Annotated in this window: 15 protein-coding genes and 1 riboswitch; of the genes, 11 read left to right on the top strand and 4 right to left on the bottom strand. The window is 57.8% G+C overall.

Annotated elements, in window-relative coordinates; all coding sequences use genetic code 11:
• Positions 1-337: 337 nt before the first annotated feature.
• The gene (locus tag G518_RS40140; protein WP_211231762.1) at positions 338-1,180 is read left to right on the top strand and encodes a hypothetical protein; all 843 of its coding nucleotides are present in this window, start codon (positions 338-340) and stop codon (positions 1,178-1,180) included.
• A gap of 400 nt (positions 1,181-1,580) precedes the next feature.
• Positions 1,581-3,113 carry an ankyrin repeat domain-containing protein gene (locus G518_RS0123970; RefSeq protein ID WP_084652218.1) on the top strand — a complete coding sequence of 511 codons (1,533 nt, stop codon included), beginning with the start codon at positions 1,581-1,583 and terminating at the stop codon, positions 3,111-3,113.
• On the opposite strand, the gene G518_RS36680 is transcribed toward G518_RS0123970, so the two are convergent.
• The gene (locus G518_RS36680) at positions 3,085-3,870 is read right to left on the bottom strand and encodes a GntR family transcriptional regulator (RefSeq protein ID WP_084652216.1); all 786 of its coding nucleotides are present in this window, start codon (positions 3,868-3,870) and stop codon (positions 3,085-3,087) included. The two genes, G518_RS0123970 and G518_RS36680, sit on opposite strands and share 29 nt — an antisense overlap.
• Positions 3,871-4,057: 187 nt before the next feature.
• On the opposite strand from G518_RS36680, the gene G518_RS0123960 reads away from it, so the two are divergent.
• From G518_RS0123960 to G518_RS0123930, 7 genes are read left to right on the top strand one after another with little or no spacing between them, the layout of a single operon-like run.
• Positions 4,058-5,074, top strand: a complete 1,017-nt coding sequence (locus tag G518_RS0123960) for a Bug family tripartite tricarboxylate transporter substrate binding protein (protein ID WP_245598108.1) — start codon at positions 4,058-4,060, stop codon at positions 5,072-5,074.
• Positions 5,075-5,104: 30 nt separating this feature from the next.
• Positions 5,105-5,566, top strand: a complete 462-nt coding sequence (locus tag G518_RS0123955; protein WP_028604686.1) for a hypothetical protein — start codon at positions 5,105-5,107, stop codon at positions 5,564-5,566.
• Positions 5,567-5,587: 21 nt separating this feature from the next.
• Positions 5,588-7,219: a hypothetical protein gene (locus G518_RS0123950; RefSeq protein ID WP_028604685.1), complete on the top strand. Its 1,632-nt coding sequence runs from the start codon at positions 5,588-5,590 to the stop codon at positions 7,217-7,219.
• 57 nt (positions 7,220-7,276) lie between these two features.
• Complete coding sequence (locus G518_RS0123945) at positions 7,277-8,290, top strand: ABC transporter substrate-binding protein (protein ID WP_028604684.1); 1,014 nt, start codon at positions 7,277-7,279, stop codon at positions 8,288-8,290.
• Positions 8,287-10,029: an ABC transporter permease gene (locus G518_RS0123940; RefSeq protein WP_028604683.1), complete on the top strand. Its 1,743-nt coding sequence runs from the start codon at positions 8,287-8,289 to the stop codon at positions 10,027-10,029. The genes G518_RS0123945 and G518_RS0123940 overlap by 4 nt, the downstream gene beginning before the upstream one ends.
• Positions 10,026-11,087 (top strand): ABC transporter ATP-binding protein, encoded by a 1,062-nt coding sequence (locus tag G518_RS36675; protein WP_051237345.1) that lies wholly within the window; start codon positions 10,026-10,028, stop codon positions 11,085-11,087. The genes G518_RS0123940 and G518_RS36675 overlap by 4 nt, the downstream gene beginning before the upstream one ends.
• 44 nt (positions 11,088-11,131) lie before the next feature.
• Positions 11,132-12,211, top strand: a complete 1,080-nt coding sequence (locus tag G518_RS0123930) for a mandelate racemase/muconate lactonizing enzyme family protein (RefSeq protein ID WP_028604682.1) — start codon at positions 11,132-11,134, stop codon at positions 12,209-12,211.
• A 7-nt stretch (positions 12,212-12,218) separates the two neighbouring features.
• On the opposite strand, the gene G518_RS36670 is transcribed toward G518_RS0123930, so the two are convergent.
• Together G518_RS36670 and G518_RS36665 are read right to left on the bottom strand one after the other, a co-directional pair.
• Complete coding sequence (locus G518_RS36670; protein ID WP_051237344.1) at positions 12,219-12,707, bottom strand: hypothetical protein; 489 nt, start codon at positions 12,705-12,707, stop codon at positions 12,219-12,221.
• Positions 12,704-13,339, bottom strand: coding sequence for a DUF2325 domain-containing protein (locus G518_RS36665; protein WP_084652213.1), 636 nt, complete (start codon positions 13,337-13,339; stop codon positions 12,704-12,706). Before G518_RS36665 ends, G518_RS36670 begins: the two co-directional genes overlap by 4 nt.
• A 299-nt stretch (positions 13,340-13,638) precedes the next feature.
• On the opposite strand from G518_RS36665, the gene G518_RS38750 reads away from it, so the two are divergent.
• Entirely contained in the window at positions 13,639-15,729 is a 2,091-nt protein-coding gene (locus G518_RS38750) for a midcut-by-XrtH protein (protein WP_156909526.1), read from the top strand.
• Positions 15,730-15,931: 202 nt separating this feature from the next.
• Positions 15,932-16,047: riboswitch (TPP riboswitch) on the top strand.
• A gap of 72 nt (positions 16,048-16,119) precedes the next feature.
• On the top strand, positions 16,120-18,006 hold the full coding sequence (gene thiC, locus G518_RS0123910) for a phosphomethylpyrimidine synthase ThiC (protein WP_028604681.1): 1,887 nt from the start codon (positions 16,120-16,122) through the stop codon (positions 18,004-18,006).
• 309 nt (positions 18,007-18,315) lie between these two features.
• Here the strand turns inward: thiC and G518_RS0123905 are convergent.
• On the bottom strand, positions 18,316-18,612 hold a 297-nt coding region (locus G518_RS0123905; protein ID WP_028604680.1), incomplete at its 5' end, for an integrase core domain-containing protein.

Here is an 18,612-nt window from a genome sequence, read left to right as displayed (position 1 = left end):
ACTTAAGTAGTACGAAAGAAGACTATGAGCCCTTTCAAAGCGCTATTGGTCCTTTCTGCACTTATTCCTAACTCATCTTTTTCCCATGCCCCCCATCCTGCCCAGCAACGCTTCATCAAATCCTGCTCCTGCGGGGGGCGAGCACTCAGAGATAACGAACTTACAACTTCCCCCAAAGCGGCCACGCTCAGACCAGGATGCGACCGTAGGCAACACGGCAGTGGCCGAAACCCTTCAAGCAGAACGCGTGGCATCCCGGCGGGAGCTTGACGAACACGGTCAACCACTCGAACGTACTCCAACGAGGCCGACTCCCGCCGAATGGGAAAGCTCACCGATGGTGCAGATCGGCCCTTTGACGGGGCCGGCTCCTGCCGAAGGGGAAAGTTCACCGATGGTACAGATCGGCCCTTTGCACAGCGCACAAGCTGCAGACGAACATCTGGCAAGCAAAGGTAGTGTGAGTGATGAGCACATGACGCAAGCCCCGATATGGCTTGTCCCGAGCCATCGAAAGTCGGCTCCTTACGTTCCGATTGAGATTTGGGCGAATTACGTGAATGATATAAATCGACCGAAACATGCGCGTCGAGGGGTTCCTAATCCGTATCTTGATGACCGCAGTTTTCAATCGATGAATCTTCATAATAGGGGTGCACGATTGAATATCAACAATGACCATGCATTGCCCAACCAAGCGCCCGAATTATTTAATAGAGCGGTTGCCCCTGCGCTGAGAGAAGGGTCTATTTTTTCAAAGTTTTGGTTTGACTTATATGAAAAAAAATCGCTTGAAATTTCCACAGTTCCACAGCGCCCAATTCAACAGCGTTCACAGCAAGAGGAGCTCATGCCTGCCTATAAAGTTCAGGAATTGAATGATGATATAGAAGGTGGTTTGAGAATGTCGGACCAGAACATTGTTAGTGCGACTCAACGGTACCTTTGCGATAGGGAAGGCGTGAGTGGTTCGGTCATTAAGGCGCTGTGGCATGCGGTGGATAATGTGCAGCCTCATATTTTGGGCGCGTTGCTAAGGAGCGTTGAAGGTGTCGAGTTCAGACTTGAGAGAGAGAGGGCGTTAAACAGGGTTTTTGCATCGGGGAAATTTGAGCTGTTACGGATTTTTACCGAAAATCCTGAGGCGATTAATTCAGTTTCTTTGGCCGAACGCCCCTGATTCGAGCCATTTTTTCCAGGAGCGTTTCGAAGGCCGTGCACCCGCATATTTCGGAGTCCCTAGTGAGATTTCACGCAGCGAGGTGATATCAATGAACGCCCATTTTTCCGAGCTGTCTAACGCGATCTAGTGGAGGCTAAAGACTCTTTCGGGAAAACCGTGGCGAGCCAGGCATTTGAAAGCGGCAACTCGCGGGCGCTAGTTGAGGCGTTTGAGGAGTTGTCGGTCAGTGCGAATGGGCCACAGTTAATGCTGGTTCCCTGACAGGTACACATGCCGAGAGCTTTCCGTTTCAACATGGAACTAGTGGGTTTACATGGTTACTAAAGTATTGCAAAAGAGGATTTAAGCCCCGTTCCGGGGCATTTTTTTGCACTCATTTTTTCCCCATCCTTGCATCATGCCCCCTATCTTGCCCAGCACCGTTTCTTTGGATCTCAATCCAGTTCCCGCCGGGCGCGACTCCGCGGAGAGGGTGAATCCACAAGTTACCCAAAAGCGGACGCGGCCATACGAGCAAGTGAGGGTAGGCAACACAGCGGTGGCCGATACGCTCCAAACAGAACGGCAATTGCCGTCCCAGGAGCATCACGACTATCTCCAGCCTCTCGGGCGTATCCCTGCACGCTCCGATCCACTGGCTCGAAACCAGTCACCAATGGTTCAGCTTGCCCCTTCCATGTACGACATGCAGTCACTGGAAAAATGCTTGGCAGAGAAAACCTGGATAGTGCCCGATGATCAGGCGATGCGGGCCGCGCTCGACTGCCTGGCCTTCGCAGGTGACGCCGAAAAAGGAAATACGGTTTTAACCTTTGCGGCGCAGAAAAATCAATCACATATCGTGGCTGCGCTGCTCAGGAATGGTGCCAATCCCGCAGAGGTCCGCGCTGACGGGTTTAGTCCGTTGCAAGTGGCTATTGGAACAGGGCGTATCGAGACGGTACGCGTTTTCTTGGGTCATCCCAAGGCCGCCGAGGCCATCAATGCCGTTGACGCTTTTGGCCGTACTGCGCTCATGTTCGCCATCCAAATGGGAGACCGGTGCGAGCCCGAAATGGTTCGCCTTCTAGTAGAGGCCCCAGGTTCTTCAGATGCTACCCATGCGGCGGACCGCCAAGGCTTCACTCCTCTAATGTATGCAGTTCAGAGTAAAAGCCGATTCAGGTTCGAGTTCGTGCGCCTTCTGGTGGGTGCGCTCAAGCCGGGAGCACTCAATGCAGTGTCTCCTTCCGGCAGCACCGCACTGATGTACGCTGTCAGTGCTCAAACCGGGGACAGGCTTGAAATGGTGAGACTCTTGGTAAATGCGCTTGATCCCGAGGGTATCAATGCGGTGAACAGTAAAGGTCGTACTGCGCTGATGCACGCCATACTGACTGCCGGGACGGACCAGCTTGAAATAGTGAAATTTTTGATCACAGCCTTCAAGACTCCCGCTGCTCTCAATGTTGTTGACAACTCTGGCTTTACTGCGCCTATGTATGCGGCTGCAGAGGGCAATTATCAAGCCACGCTTCTATTGACTTATGCGCTGAACACCCATCCGGAATATCTTCATGTGTCCGCGGTGGAAAACACCCCATTGGATTGGAGCTTGGCAAACAACCTCCCTGTTGACTCCGAGACCATTTTCCTCAATGCGATGGAGACCAACGATCGAAGCCTCAGCAACCCTCTTGTGGTGCATCCGAAGACCATCGGTATTGCGGTGCAAGCTGGTCATCTTGGTGTGTTGAACACTTGGTTGTCAATCGGCGTAGATGTGAATGACGCGCAGGTAAAGGAGGCGGCCATCGTGATGAGACAGCGTAGGCCCGAGTTCCAACACCTCAGCGACGAAGAATGGTTGAGCGTTCTTCATACCAACTACCCGCTCATAGCTTCTCAGCTCAACAGTGCGCCTATCCCATCCCGCCTTCCCAGCGAGTAGCGTTCAAGGCTTTTTCAAGGGCTGATGCTTTGGTGCGCTCAGCCGCCACCACGGCTGCGCCACCGCCTGGAAACTCAACGCCGGCCTGAATGAGCCGGCGTTTGTTATCGCGGCTGCGGCGTGCGTGCTCACGAAGAAGTGCCTCGGCGCGCACACCTTCACGCGCCTCAATGGAGTCAACGATGTCTTCGTGATCTGACTGCGCCCGGGTAAGAAACGCAAGCTCCAACTCCGGCTGCATGCCGCCAAGCGCCACGGCTCCCGGCGCAGCCAGAGGGGTTTTAGCGACGTGGGCCAGCGTAGCGGCCAGTACCGGGTTGTTGGCGGAAACAATCAAGGTGCGATGAAAGCGAATGTTCATCGCCACCCAATCCTCTGAATTCAGGGGGTTCCCTGCGGTGGCGGCATCTACCAACTGGCGACCTTCAGTCACACAAGCGCGAAACTCCTGGCGTAGCGCAGTGGAGAGGCCCATCTCGGCTGCTGTGCGGGCCGCCAAACCCTCTAACGCTCCGCGCACATCGATAGCCTGTGCTACTTCATCCAGTGTGACGCGGCGTACGCGAAAGCCGCGCTTGGGCAAGCGCTCGAATAACCCTTCGCGTTCAAGTTCTGCAAACGCCAAGCGTAGCGGCGTGCGCGACACATTCAAGCGAGCGGCCAGATCCAGCTCCACCACGCGTTCGTCCGGGGCCAGCTCGCCAGCCAGCACAAGGTGGCGAAGCTCGGCTGAGACGCTTTCAATCAATGAACCCATGGAGAGCTGGCGTCAGGTGGAAGAAATTAAAAAAACAGCAAGCATGTGCATGGATGGTAACTGCAGTCACGCAACGCTAAGGGCTCTGTTAATTGCATGCAATCATGGTTATTACTAGGCTAGTAACCCATGACAAAGCTGAAATTGCATGCAATACTTGGAAAAACACATTTTCAGGAACGTCGCCGTGCCCATCTTTTTGCATCGTCACTTCACTGCTTGCTCTCCTGTCCGGCGAGCGCTTTTAGGGCTTGCCGCCGCGAGCTTGTTGTCGATCGGTGGTAGTGCGTCGGCCGCTACGGACGCCTACCCTAATAAGCCTATTAAGGTCATCGTTCCGTTTCCAGCCGGGGGTGGCGGCGACACGCTCGCCAGGCTCATGCTCAGCCGTGTGGCGCAAGAGTTGGGGCAGCCCTTTGTTTTTGAGAACCTGGCGGGAGCAGGGGGCAATGTGGGCTCCCAAACTGGCGCCCGTGCGGCTGCCGATGGCTATACGCTGATCTACGGCACCAATGGCACGTTTGCCATTAACCATACGCTCTACAAGAACGCCGGCTTTGATCCGCTAAAGGACTTTGCGCCCATAAGCCAGCTCAGTCGTATTGCGGCGGTGGTGGTGGTGCGCGGCGCGCTCCCGGCCAAGACCATGCCGGAGTTGCTTCAACTTATCCGCAATGAGCCTGGAAAACACACCTTTGCTTCAGCTGGCAACGGCACCACCTCTCACCTTGCCGGAGAAATACTGAAATCCACCGCCCAGTTGGACATGGTGCATGTTCCCTACCGGGGCGGAGCGCCTGCCATGAATGATCTGCTTTCGGGTCAGGTGGACATGATGATTGAGGTCATGCCCAACGCCACGCCGCAGTTGAAGGGCAACCGCGTGCGCGGACTGGCTGTGAGCACTGCGAGCCGCGTGGCTTCTTTGCCTGACACGCCCACTATTGCGGAGTCCGGTGTTCCAGGTTTTGATGTCAGCGCATGGGATGCTGTGGTTGTACCTGCCGGTACACCTGCACCCGTAGTGGCACGATTGAATGCAGCCGTTCAGAAAGCGCTTGCCGATCCCGAGCTTCGGCGCCAATTGCAGGAGCGGGGAGCGGAAGCTGCGCCAGGAACATCAGAAGCGCTTTCAGGCTTCATTCGCGGCGAGTTGAAGCGCTGGGGCGATGCGGTCAAACGCTCCGGCGCACAGGTAGATTGATCTCTAACGACTAGAAACCAGGAACAGGTGATGCGTGTCGTGTGGTGGGTAAGCGCCGCAATAGCAGCGGCGTTGGATTCAACCCGCGATGAAGCCATCTTGTTTTTGTCTCGCTGCGCATCAGGTTCGTTGATGGACGCCGCCTTGAGCAGCATGGATTTGCAGCACATCACTGCATTTCCCTGGAGTAATGGCTGGATGCTGCTCTTTTGCATCTTCGGCCATACAGCCGGCATGCAAAGCACCGGCGTTCGTCCTCAGCGCTGGATATTTCGCTTGGCGGCCATGGCTGCAGTCATGCCGCTGGCGTGCATGGCAAGTGCAGTCGCCGTGTCGGCGTTGCCATTGGCATGGCCTGCTGGATGGCGGGTTGCCGCGTGGTGTCTGGCCATGGTGGGTACCTGCGCCGCACTCATGCATCTCGTTCACTTCTTTCCCACACGTTTTTCTGCGGCGCGCCGAGCTGCGCCTCATTCTTCGCCAGTCCATTAGTTTCTGTAAGGAGCATCCGTGATGAAAAATTCCTCCAATCCAGCAGCGCCGAATTCGCCGTCCATCCCGGAGGGGGTACCCGTTCACGGTTCGCCTCCGCTGGTGGGGTCGCGTCCGCCACGTTGTCCGCCTTTCGTGGAAATCACGAATTCTGACCAGTTGATGCCCTATCTGGAACACGTAGCTCGTCGGCCTTACAACCATGGTTTGAATGCCTGCTGGGATTTGAAAGAAGGCGAGCGCGTGCTGCTGCGCGTTGACAACTGGCATAGCGAGCTCACCATTCAAGCTTGCCAGAGGATTCTTGAGAAATACAAGGTCAAGTACGAAATTCAGAAAATCGACCGCGGCCCTATCCCTCAATGGGTTGGCGCTGACGAAGTCGATTACTACCTCTTCCGCACCAAGGAGCTCGCGGAATGGATGGATATGTGGGAAGAAGAGGAGAAAAAGAAAAAGTACGACAAGATTCTCATGGGCTATGGCGGGCCCGTGCTGGCTGAGCGCTTCATCAAGATTCAGCGTATGCCATTCATCACGCCTGAAATCCTGGCCTCTCCCGCCCATGCCATGCCTATTGAGGTGATCAATGCTATGGACCAATGGGCCTGGGAGCGCATCCGCTCTGCTCGCCGCGTCCGGATCACAGACCCGGAAGGCACGGACCTTTCCTTCACCAATCACGATGAGTACTGGGACTCCAAGCGTGAGTTCTACAACCCAGATCTCACGGCGGCCACCTGGCGAGGCAATGAGCATTTTGGGAAGACCTATCTCCCAGGGCACATTACCGGGCGGCCGTGGATGTTCCATCCTTTCAAGGAAGATGGTTGCGGGGTGATCGCTGGTACCACCAACCACATCGCTCCTTGCGACTGGACCAAGCTGGAAGTGGAGAACTCACGCATCACCAAGATCATTGCCGGTGGCGAATTCGGCAACAAGCTTCGCGATGTCATGGAGCGCACCAAGGATCTGCAATACCCCACTTTCCCGGGCAAGGGGATCATGCATTGGTGGGAGGCTTCCATTGGCACCAATCCGCACGTGCATCGCCCACGCAAGGATTTTCCATCGGGCTTTGTGAACTGCCTCTACGAGCGCGTGCGCTCAGGCGTGATCCACATGGGCTTCGGCACCATCATTTCCTCCATGGCCGAAAGGGAGGCTGCTCGCATGGGGCACCTGGTGGGTCATTGGCATCTGCACCTTTACTTCCCCACCTATCACACCGAACGATCTGGAGACAACGAGAACGTCATAGAGAACGGCCGCTTGTTGGCACTTGATGATCCAAAGATCCGCAAGATCGCCGCGAAGTATGGAGACCCAGACCTCTGGCTTGATGAGAGCTGGAACCCGGCCGTGCCTGGCATCAACATGCAGGGCAACTACTGGGACCACTATGCGAAAGACCCACTTCATTGGGTGAAGACTGAGCTGGAAGTCTGTCGCAACTACCACCCCATGTTCATGCGCATGGTGGGTGCGGATGACAAATATTGCTCTGGCGAAGGTGCGCGCTGGTGGAAGGGCGGTTGCTGCGAGCACAGCGGCGTGAGTGCGCCAGTGCTGCCTGGCAACTGCTGCGGTGAAGACAGCGCCGCGCCCGATCCCGCGCCCTCCGGAGGCGGATCCTGCTGCGGCGGCTAGTGTGGCGTTCGGCGCTCGCTAGCTACGGCATTTTTCACGGATACCAGGAGACCCGATATGAAAACCCTCACCACTGCCGCGTTCGGTTTGACCTTCGCACTGGCGCCATTCGCGAGTGCTCATGCCCAAAGCCTTGCTGATTTGGAAAAAGCTGCTGCGGGCAAGCCGCCAGTCACTTGGTATGAAAGCTCCCCTTCGGAGCAAATCGACAAAGTGCTGGCTGCATTCCAGCGTAAATACCCATCGGTTAAGGTGCGTCATACGCGCCTGGTTGGGGGCAACGAGCTGGCAGTGCGTGGAGTGCAGGAAATGCAGGCCAGGGGCTATACCGGTGATTTGCTCACGGGCGGGGCTGATCACATCAGCCAGTTGAAGGGGAGGGGCTATCTGGAAGGAGTGAACTGGGCGCAGTTCGGTGTGCCCAAGGCCTATGCGCCTAGCCCCGAAATGGTGGCCACCACTGCATCGATTTACGTGGCGCTATGGAATTCCCGCAAGGTCACTGATGCGGAGTCGCCCAAGACTTGGGAAGACGTGCTCAACCCGAAATGGACCAACCGCGTAGGCTCGTGGGTGCGAGCTGCCTCGTTTGCGCAATTGGCCGCTACGGTAGGACCGGACTCCGCCAAGCGTTCATTGGAGCGGTTCATCAAGTTAAAGCCCATGCTTTTCAAATCCACGTTCCCGTTGGCGCAGGCGGTGGGTTCTGGTGAGGTGGACATGGGGATTGGTTTCTACCACTCAACCCTGCCGCCTATCAATGCTGGCGCGCCCATCAAGATGCGCGCGCTGGATGTTGTGCCCATGCATATGATCTATTCGGGCGTGAGCAAAAGCGCGCGCAACCCTGAAGGTGCCAAGTTGCTCATGACGTGGCTCACCACGAACGAAGGCGCGTTGGCTTATGAGGACGCTACCGGTCGGGGCAACCCGCTGGTCACTGCCACCAAGACTGCCAAGTTCATTGCCGGCAAGAAGACCTCCGAGTGGCCACCGGAAAAATCCGACGAACTGGGCGCTCTCAACGAGTACTACAACAAGATGCTTGAGGCGGTTGGGTCCGCTCGATGAGCGTTCAGGGACTTTCGGCACCCGGGCGGGGCGGGCCTTTGGCGGCTCGCCTGCCAGGCTGGGCATTGCTTGCCTTGCTGATGTACATGGTGGTGGTGCCGCTTGGCTTGCTGCTGGTGGCCAGCTTCAAGCCGACGGGTCTTCCTTTTGATCCCGGCTTCGGCTTTGAGCAGTATCACATCGTCTATGGCGACCCTGGGTTTTACAAGCTCGTGTGGCAGACGGCCATATTCGCCGTGGGCTGCACTGTATGTGCACTCGTGGTGGGTGGCCTGCTCGCCTGGTTGGTGGAGCGCACCGATCTCCCCATGAAGGGCTCGGCGCGCGTGATGATCGCGTTGCCCATGGTGTTGCCACCGTTCTTGCTGGCCATGGGCTGGGCTCTACTGGCCAGCTCACGCACTGGCGTTCTAAACCGGATGCTGGTGGAGATGTTCGGGCTTGAATCGGCGCCGTTCAACATCTATTCCATGGGCGGCATGATCTTTGTAGAAACGCTGGCATTGGTGCCTTCTGTTTACCTGATCCTGTGCAGTGCTTTCCGAAATATGGATCCGGCATTGGAAGAAGCTGCCATGACCAGTGGGGCGCGTTGGCCTCAGATGATCTGGCGCATCTTCATCCCTCTTTTATCTCCCGCGATCCTGGCCGCTGCGGCCTATTTGCTGATCGTGGGATTTCTGGTGTTTGACGTGCCGGGTACGCTGGGCATGCCGGTGGGCCTGTTCGTGGTTTCTTCGCGCATTGTCTATTTGGCGACCGACCAATCGGGCGGCACCTCAGCCTATGGGCAGATCGCCGCTATCGCAGTGAGCTTTCTCATTTTGCTGCTCGGTCTGGCTTGGGGCTATAGAAGGTTGACGCGCCAGGCCAACCGCTTCATTACGATCACGGGTAAGGGGTTTCGGCCTCGGGAGCTGAAGCTTGGGGCATTGAAACCGCTGGCCATTCTGTTTGTACTCGCCTATTTCATGCTGGCGGTGGTGCTTCCGTTGGCCATCCTTATATGGACCAGCCTGACACCTTATCTTGCACCGGTGAGCATGGAAATGCTGGAGAAACTGACCTTGTCGCAGCACAAGGCCGTGTTCAGCAATAGCCGCGTGGGCGCAGCAGCATGGACATCCACCTGGGTTTCCCTGCTCGCAGCCACCATCGTGACGGCCCTTGCACTGTTTGTAGCCTGGACGGTGCTGCGCAACCGGGCACTTGCGGAGCGTACGCGGGGCGTGATTGACACCCTGTCCTTCATGCCACTTGCCATTCCGGGAACCATGATTGGGATGGCCCTGGTCTATGTCTACCTGACGCTGGTGTTTCTGCCCATCTACGGCACAGCTTGGATTTTGGTCGTAGCGTATGTCACGGTGTACCTGTCGTTCGCTTCTAGAGCGGCATCGGCTTCGCTGATTCAGGTGCATCCCGAACTGGAAGAGGCCGCCCGAACCTGCGGAGCTTCCACCGGCGCTACGCTGCGGCGCATTGTGCTGCCTTTGCTTTTGCCAGGTCTTGCGGGGGCATGGATATGGGTGGTGGCGCACGTGATGCGCGAGCTATCCACCGCTTTGCTTTTGCAAGGAGAAGACAACGTCACGGCGGCCGTGCAGCTGTGGAGCTATTGGTCCGGTGGTGAGCCCGGCAAGGCCGCTGCAGTAGGCGTGTGGCTGGTGGTGGTGATGACGGTGATCACAGTAATCTGGCAGCGGCTAGCGGCCCGCCGAGAGGAAGTTCGTTCATGATTGAGTGCAAGGATCTCTGGTTGACCTACCCCGGGGCGGCGCAGCCCTCCGTGTGTGGGGTGTCATTGGCGCTGGAACCGGGGGAGTTCGTCACCTTGCTCGGGCCCAGTGGCTGCGGCAAGACATCCACCCTGCGCAGCGTTGCGGGGCTGGAGACTCCCTCCGCCGGCTCTATTCGCATCGGTGAGAGCGTGGTGTTTGATGGCACGCGAGGCCATCAAACCCCCACGCACGCTCGCGACATTTCGATGGTGTTTCAGTCCTATGCGATCTGGCCGCACATGACGGTGCAGCAAAACGTGGCCTTCCCATTGGAAATCGCACGCCTGTCGCGCGAACAGATACGTAGCCAAGTGAGTGAGGCGCTGCGCATGGTGGGCCTGGACGCACTGGCTGAGCGCAGCGCAACCCAACTCTCTGGTGGGCAACAGCAGCGCGTGGCCATTGCCCGTGCGCTGGTGCGCCGCTCCGGTGTCATGTTGCTGGATGAGCCTCTTTCGAACCTCGATGCCAAGCTGCGAGAGCAAATGCGGCTCGAATTGCGGGAACTCATTAAGACCGTAGGCCTCACGGCACTCTATGTCACGCATGACCAGGAAGAAGCGCTCATGCTTTCGGATCGGATCGCTCTAATGAGTGCAGGGCGGATTGTGGAGCAGGGGACTCCCCTGGAGCTTTACTTGCACCCGTCAACACGCTTTGGAGCAACCTTTTTGGGTGCTGCGGAAGTCTTTGATGTAGTGCGTGCTCGTGGCCGGGAAATCGATACCGCTGATGGTGCTTTGGCGCTGAACCAGGACACCACCGGTGTAGCGCATGTCGCCATTCGCCCAGAGGCCATCCTGGCGACGCAATCTGGAGATCCCCATGGCCCCAATCGGTGGAACGGGCGGCTGATCAGCGCCATATTTTCCGGGCGTCAGCAGCAACTGGTGGTGGAGTTGGCAGGGGGCCGCCGCGTCAACGTGCTGGCACCTCCCACCACGGCTTTCCGCGTGCAGGAGCCAGTTACCCTGGAGTTGCCGGCCGAACGTCTCATGCCGCTGGCTAGGGCGTAATTTGTGTGAACACGCCCCAGTTGAACCGTTAGAAGGAAACCAGCATGGCTGCCAAAAACGTCATTGAAGTCAAACCTTATCGTCTCGCGCTCCAGACACCTTACCGATGGTCCAAGGGCACTCAGCACCATCGAATGGGCGCCATTCTCCGGTTGGAATCGCCGCAAGGCCTGATCGGCTGGGGTGAGGCCGCGCTGCCTCCCCACGTGGACTATCCGCCCGAGGCATTTGTGGATGAAATCCGGGCGCTCATGGCTGGGCTCGATCCACTTTCGCCTCAGTTTCTCGAGGAAATCTCGCTTCGCGAGTGCCCATCTCGTATTCGCTGTGGCATCTCCACGGCCGTATTGACACTCCGCGCGGCGCAAGCTGGCCAGACTCTGGCAGGCTACCTGCTGGGAGATGAGCGCCGCGTTCCGGCTCGCGTCCCTGTGAACGACCTGATTGGCGACGCCGAGCCTGAAATGTGCGCGCAGCGTGCCAATGACGCCGCCGCCCGTGGGCAAGATACCGTGAAGGTCAAATGCACATCGGAGCGCGAGCTGGATCTGAGGCGCATCCAAGCCATTCGTGAGGCCGAGCCAACAATCAAGATTCGCCTGGACCCGAACGAGAGTTGGCCGGTGGAGTGGGCTGGTGAACAACTGCGCGCCATGGAGAAGTTCACCATTGAATATTGTGAGGAACCTCTGCCGCGCGGCACACCTCTTTCCGTCTATGGCCAGCTGCGGCGCGAAACCAAGGTGCCCATCGCCCTGGACGACAGCATTCGCACGGTGCGAGATGTAGAACTGGCCGCCATACACAAGGCTGCGGATGTCTTCATCATCAAGGCGCAGCGGGTGGGTGGCCCAGACAAGCTGCTGGAGATCGTGCAGGCAGCCACTCAGTACGGCATTGAATGCACTGTTACTTCGAGCCTGGAAACATCGCTTGGCCTTTACCTGGGTATTCATTGCACGGCGCTCACGCCCGAGCCCATGGCCGCAGCCGGCATCGGTACCGCGCGTTTCTATGCTGAAAACGTATGTGAACCTCCTCCCATCGTGAACGGCTACATGGCAGTTCCAAACACGCCAGGTTTGGGCTTCGATCCCCAGCCGTGGTGGGATTTGGCTCGTTGAAACCTTCTCAGTGCAGCCGAGCGCCTGGCATAACCAAATGCATACGGCCTGCGTGCAGCGCCTTCTCGACAAGATCGTGCTCGCCGTGTCTGGTGTGGTGCTGCTCCAGCGCGGCATAGGTATGGCGTAGCTGCCTGCTAGCGGCGATCTGCAATGACTGAGAAGCGTCATGGCTTTGCAGCAGGGCCACGAGCTTGTGGTGAGCGCAGCTCAAGCACTCGGCGGCGTTGGACGGCTCATTCATGACGGAATAGCAATCAGCGATGTTCAAGTGCGCGATCACATAGGCGGCGAGCCTATCGTCATCCATGACATCTGGGTCAGGGTTTGTCAGTATCCGGTGCGCCACCTGGAGCGCGCGAAGGTACCACCCCATGGCATGCGCCACACAGTGCGCGCGGCTCGCGGCCAGCCCTTCGTTGGTCAATCGCTTCCATTCGTACAGCAGCGAGTTTTCAGGTGCATTGTTGATGCCGTGAGGGTTAGCCTGGTTCATGATAGGTCCTTGTCAGAAAGAGAAGCGGCGGCCAGCTGTTCGGTTTGGCCAGTGGGGTGAATCCGCAGGATCTGCAGTGCGCCGGGTTGCTCCACCAGCACACAGGCCTTACCAGTGCGTTTGCAGTGGTCTTGCACACGCCAGAATTCGCTATGACTCACGCAGCCGGTCTGGCAAATCACCAGGTCGGCCGTGCGAAGGCTGCGTTCGATCCAGTCGGCGTCGAAGTGGGGCGCGGTGCTTGCGATCCCAAGCGGGTGCTGGGGGAAGGTGTCGGAATTTCGAGAAAAGCCTGCCTGGGTACTGGAGAGCTCGTGCCCGGCATCATTGGTGCGGGTGTTCAGGCGCTTTTCCCGTTCCTCCCGTTCCCTTGCCAAGGCTTTGTCGCCTGCGATGATCTGTGCGCGTAAGAGAGCCACTTCCTGATGCAGATCCTCAATTTCTCGCGCTTGAACTCGAGCCTGTTCTGAACAACGCCGTTGGAGTTCGCCGTAATGGCGCAACAAGACGCCATGCTCTTGCGCCAGGGCATCGTCGTTTTTTTCAGAGAAGGAGATCGCTTCCTCGGACTGCCACATACGACGCAGGAGGTTCGCAAAAGAAGTCTTTGAAAACGCTTGTGAACTCGGCATAGGATAGGCCTCGCATCGCAAATGATAATCATTATCATCTAAGAATGAGTTCAGTGTCCTAGCAATCCGTTCAAAGCTTGTTGCCAGGTGTGAGTGCGCTGAAGGGCAGACATGGTGAGATGCCGCGAAGCTCCGAGAGCCGCCGAAGAAAATTTGCGATTCAGTTTGTGTATCGAATATAGTTTGTTACATCCTTTTTGATGATGACCCCTGACGTGGGGCCTGTAGGCAGCACGGCACGTTTCACAGCCAATGAGCTTGGTTCGGCCTTGGTTTTCTAGGAAGCGAAAGTGATTCGAATGATTCAAACTGTGCTTGGGGGTCTTGCGTGGCCGAGACTCCTAGCGATTGGGTGGGGTAAGTTTTCCTCTGGCGCAGCAAGTCGTCAGGGCAAGATGAGACTGCCGGCGTGGACCGAACCCGCTCGCCGCTTAGGTACTTTGATACCTGGTCGTGCAAACCTGTCTCGCGTAATTCAAGTGCGACCGCGCGGGTTGCGCTCTTCAGCGACGCTCGTCCTTGCGAGCGTTTCCAATGCGGTGGTCGCTCAATCCATCACCTCAGCCCCAGCCTCATTGGACGTGATCGCAGCCGTTCCAGCCAACGAGATATGGGCCATTGCGGCTGCGATCATCGCGGTGTGCACCGTGGCAGCCTATGTTCTGCGCGGCGGTGCAGGGCGCCATGGGAAGACCTTGTTGTTGGCTACCTTGTTGACGGTGAGTGCACTGTGGAGCAATTCAACGTCTTGGGCTCAGATGTTTGCTCAGTTCACTCAGCCCGCAGGCCAAACGTTGGCGATACCGGTGGTTCCAATCGTCAACGAAGGCGCGCTGCAAGGTTTTGAGCCGGCCGATTTTCTGAACTCGGCCGGTAAAGCGTTGCGCATCTCGGCGCTCGCTCCGCCCAACTTCAACCAATGCTTCCCTGATTTTCCAACGTCTGCGCTACCACCAGCAGGGGGCGGCGGGCCGCCTGCCTGCGCGGTTGGCTATGTGCTGGGAGCGGGCAGCTCATGTCGTGTGGACGTAGACGCTATCTGCAAGTCACTGGCCACGCAAGCCACAGCCCTCATCAGCGTTTCCCCAACAAGCCTGGTCTTTGAAGCGAACGGCAGCGCCACGGTGATGGTCAGTGCTGACCCCGCATCGCCTCAAGCTGCGCAAAACGTGATGGCCACCATCCCGGGCGGCAGCGGTTTATTGGTGCAGAGCAGCACTTGCACGGCGCCGCTGTCTGCGGGCGCTTCGTGTTCGATCACATTCACCGGTTCTGTGGTGGAAGGGCCCACCATGGTCACAGTGTCAGGTGCCAACACCGCAGCAGCCACATTGGGGGTTACCGTGGTGGCAAGTCCGCCTATTTCCATCAGCATTGCCCCAACAAGCTTGGTCTTTGAAGCGAACGGCAACGCCACAGTGACGGTCAGTGCTGACCCCGCGTCGCCTCAAGCTGCGCAAAACGTGATGGCTACCATCCCTGGTGGCAGCGGCCTATCTGTCCAGAGCAGCACGTGCACGGCGCCGCTGTCTGCGGGCGCCTCGTGTTCGATCACATTCACCGGTTCTATGCTGGAAGGGCCCACCATGGTCACAGTGTCTGGTGCCAATACCACTGTATCCACATTGGGGGTGACCGTGGCGGCTAGTCCGACTATTTCCATCACCTCTCCAGTGCTAGCCAATCGTGTGATAAACGTGCTCAGCGTGACAGGGCTGGACCTGACGGTCGCCAATGATGCACCCAGCGCGGTCAACGCTACGGCCATCACTGTGACCAACAAGGCGGCGGTGCCGGACTTGATGGTTGACGATAGCGACTGCGTCAGTGTTGCCCCGGGCGCGAGTTGCACCTTGAGGCTTACCTCGAATACGCCATACGTCCCGTCTACCATCACGGTGGGTGGCACCAATACGGCTAACTCGCCGACGACGCTGATCGCTTTCTCTCATGTGGGTGGTCTGGTGTTCGAGATATCAGGTGGCACTGGTAAGGTGGCTGCTGACGCTGCTCAGTCGTTCTCATCGAGTTGGACCGGATCGTTCTCCGACGTGAGTGGTGCGTCCAGTTTGGATGACGGTGCTGCCAATACTGCGGCCATCATCGCAAATCCCGCATGCTCGGGTGCACCAGCAAGCTGTGCAGCGCAGCGTTGCCAGGATTTAGGCACCGACTGGTATCTGCCAGCAGTCAATGAGTTGGTTGGGATGCAAGCAGCGTTATGCGCCGGCGGGTCAGGCTGCAAATTTGGCGGAATTTCGTTAGGTTATCACTGGACTTCGACGCAACAGTCAAATCTCTCTGCCAGGAATGTAAATATGCTTTTTGGGGTAAGTCTTCTTGATGTAAAAAGCACCATTTACCCAGTTAGATGCGTTAAAAAGTTTTAGTATTTGAGATGCCCGGTTCTGCCAGATAGAAAAGGGTTCAGGCTGCACGCGTTCATACCGACGCTCGGTAAAGAGAAAAATTGTCAGAATCGAAAATAGCGTTGCGCTTGCGGCTATTCGCATTTACATCGCTGGCTCCGAAAACAAGCTAGGAGTCTGCGCAGGGCAGTTGCAAGAAAATTGACCCGGAAGGCGCTATCATGTGCTTACTCCGGGGTGCCAGCCGCGTTTTTCGCGGTGGGCTGAGATGGTTAAAAACCGAACCCGCCGAACTTGATCCGGTTAATACCGGCGTAAGGACGAGACCAAACATCGCCAATGGTGGCGGCCGTGTCATATGGCCGCGCCGGGGCGAGCGCCGGAGTGCTCTTTTTTTACAGGAGACCTCCGATGAACGCCCCCGACAAGTTCCAGCAACTGCTCACGCTCTCACGCGAGCCATTCCCCGCTTCCAGCAAATCCTTCATTCAAGGCTCTCGCCCCGATATGCGCGTACCTGTGCGCGATGTGAAGCTGACCAACGGTGAGGTGGCTTCGCTCTACGATACTTCCGGCCCTTACACCGACCCGCAAGCGGTGATAGACGTCCGGCGCGGCCTTCCCACGGCTGCACGCGCAGGCTGGGTTTCGGAGCGTGGCGATACCGAAGTCTACGCAGGGCGCGAGCGGGTGGCGCTTGATGATGGTGGTAAGCATGAAGATCGCGATGCAGCCCGCATTGCCCAGTTGCGCCAGGAAGCTGCTGGCTTGCAACGCCCGCCGCAGCGCGCTAAGAGTGGTGCCAATGTGACTCAAATGCATTACGCCAGGAAAGGCATCGTGACGCCCGAGATGGAGTACGTTGCTCTGCGCGAGAACGGCCGCCGCGAGTGGATGGCTGAGTACATGGGAGATGCAGCGCGCCAGGCGCGCCTGCAGGGCAACAGCCTGGGAGCGGCTATTCCCAAGATCATCACGCCCGAATTCGTGCGCGACGAGGTGGCACGTGGGCGCGCCATCATCCCTGCCAACATCAACCACACCGAGCTTGAGCCTATGGCCATCGGCCGTAATTTCCTGGTCAAGATCAACGCCAACATCGGCAATAGCGCGGTGACCAGTAGCATTGAGGAAGAAGTCGAAAAGCTGGTGTGGTCTATCCGTTGGGGCGGCGACACCGTGATGGATCTTTCCACCGGCAAGAACATTCACACCACCCGTGATTGGATCGTGCGCAATTCGCCAGTGCCTATTGGTACCGTTCCTATTTATCAGGCGCTGGAAAAAGTAGGCGGCGTAGCGGAAGACCTCACTTGGGAAATCTTCCGCGACACGCTCATTGAGCAGGCAGAGCAGGGGGTGGATTACTTCACCATCCATGCTGGCCTGCGTTTGGCCTTCATACACCTTACGGCTAACCGCATGACGGGTATCGTCAGCCGGGGGGGCTCCATCATGGCCAAGTGGTGCATAGCGCACCATAAGGAGAGCTTCCTCTATACGCACTTCGAGGATATCTGCGACATCATGAAGGCCTACGACGTTTCCTTCAGCCTGGGCGACGCGCTGCGGCCGGGCAGTGGGGCCGATGCGAATGATGAGGCGCAGTTCGCCGAATTGCGTACGCTGGGCGAGCTGACCCAGGTGGCCTGGAAGCACGATGTGCAGACCATGATCGAAGGCCCCGGCCACGTGCCCATGCACATGATCCAGGCCAACATGACCGAGCAGCTCAAGCACTGCCATGAAGCGCCGTTCTACACCTTAGGCCCGCTCACGATCGATATTGCCCCCGGCTATGACCACATTGCCAGTGCCATTGGTGCAGCGATGATTGGCTGGATGGGCACGGCCATGCTTTGCTACGTGACGCCCAAGGAGCACCTGGGCCTGCCTGATCGAGACGATGTGAAGCAGGGCATCATCGCCTACAAAATCGCCGCGCACGCAGCCAATGTGGCGAAGGGGCACCCGGGAGCGCGTGTACGAGACGACGCCATTAGCAAGGCGCGCTTCGAATTCAGATGGCATGACCAGTTCAACCTGAGCCTGGACCCGGACACAGCCAAGGAATACCACGATGAAACCTTGCCTAAGGATTCATCGAAGGAGGCGCATTTCTGCTCCATGTGCGGCCCCAAGTTCTGCTCAATGAAAATCACGCAGGAGGTGCGCGAATTTGCCGCCGCCAAGGGGCTGAGCGAACATGAAGCCCTCAAGGCCGGTATGGATGAAAAATCCGCGGAGTTCCAGGTACAAGGAGGGGAGTTCTACATTCCGATACATAGCACGAATTAACCCCCCCTGACTATTTAGCACCCCCTGAGTCGCTGACGCGCCTTCCCCCAGGGGACGCCACTAACGGCCTGGCAAAGCCAGCTCCGTGGTAGCCCACGTATGGCCTGCTCCGCGGCCGCTTGATTGGCCCCCTCTCCCGCTTGCGGGAGAGGGTTGGGGTGAGGGCAAGCGGCGTGTCCAGGGTGGCAGCTTCTCCTAGAGTCGCGCACATTCCTTCAAGAACCGCGTCCCCGGTTTTTGCGAGCTTTCGTGCCACGAAACTCCGTTCGCATGGATAAGCTGCTGTGCTGGTCAAGTAATTTCGGACACCTAGATAGGGGCACGTTCTGCCATGTGTCGTTCATAGACATTGGGAGGCAGATAACCCAGGCTCGAGTGCAGGCGGCGGCTGTTGTAGAAGCCGACGATGTAGTCGCAGATGTCGGCAGCGGCTTCAGCGTGGTTGGCGTAGTCGCGCTGCCACACACGTTCCATCTTGAGGTTCAGGAAGAAGCGCTCCATCACGGCGTTGTCCCAGCAGTTGCCCTTGCCGCTCATGCTCGCGCGCAGGCCATGGCGTGCCAGCAACTGCTGATGCTCGCGGCTGGCGTACTGGCTGCCCCTGTC

Source organism: Ottowia thiooxydans DSM 14619 (genome assembly GCF_000422885.1).
GTDB classification, from domain to species: domain Bacteria; phylum Pseudomonadota; class Gammaproteobacteria; order Burkholderiales; family Burkholderiaceae_C; genus Ottowia; species Ottowia thiooxydans.
The sequence above is the reverse complement of the archived record's forward strand: the minus strand, read 5'-3'. Positions and strand labels throughout refer to the sequence as shown.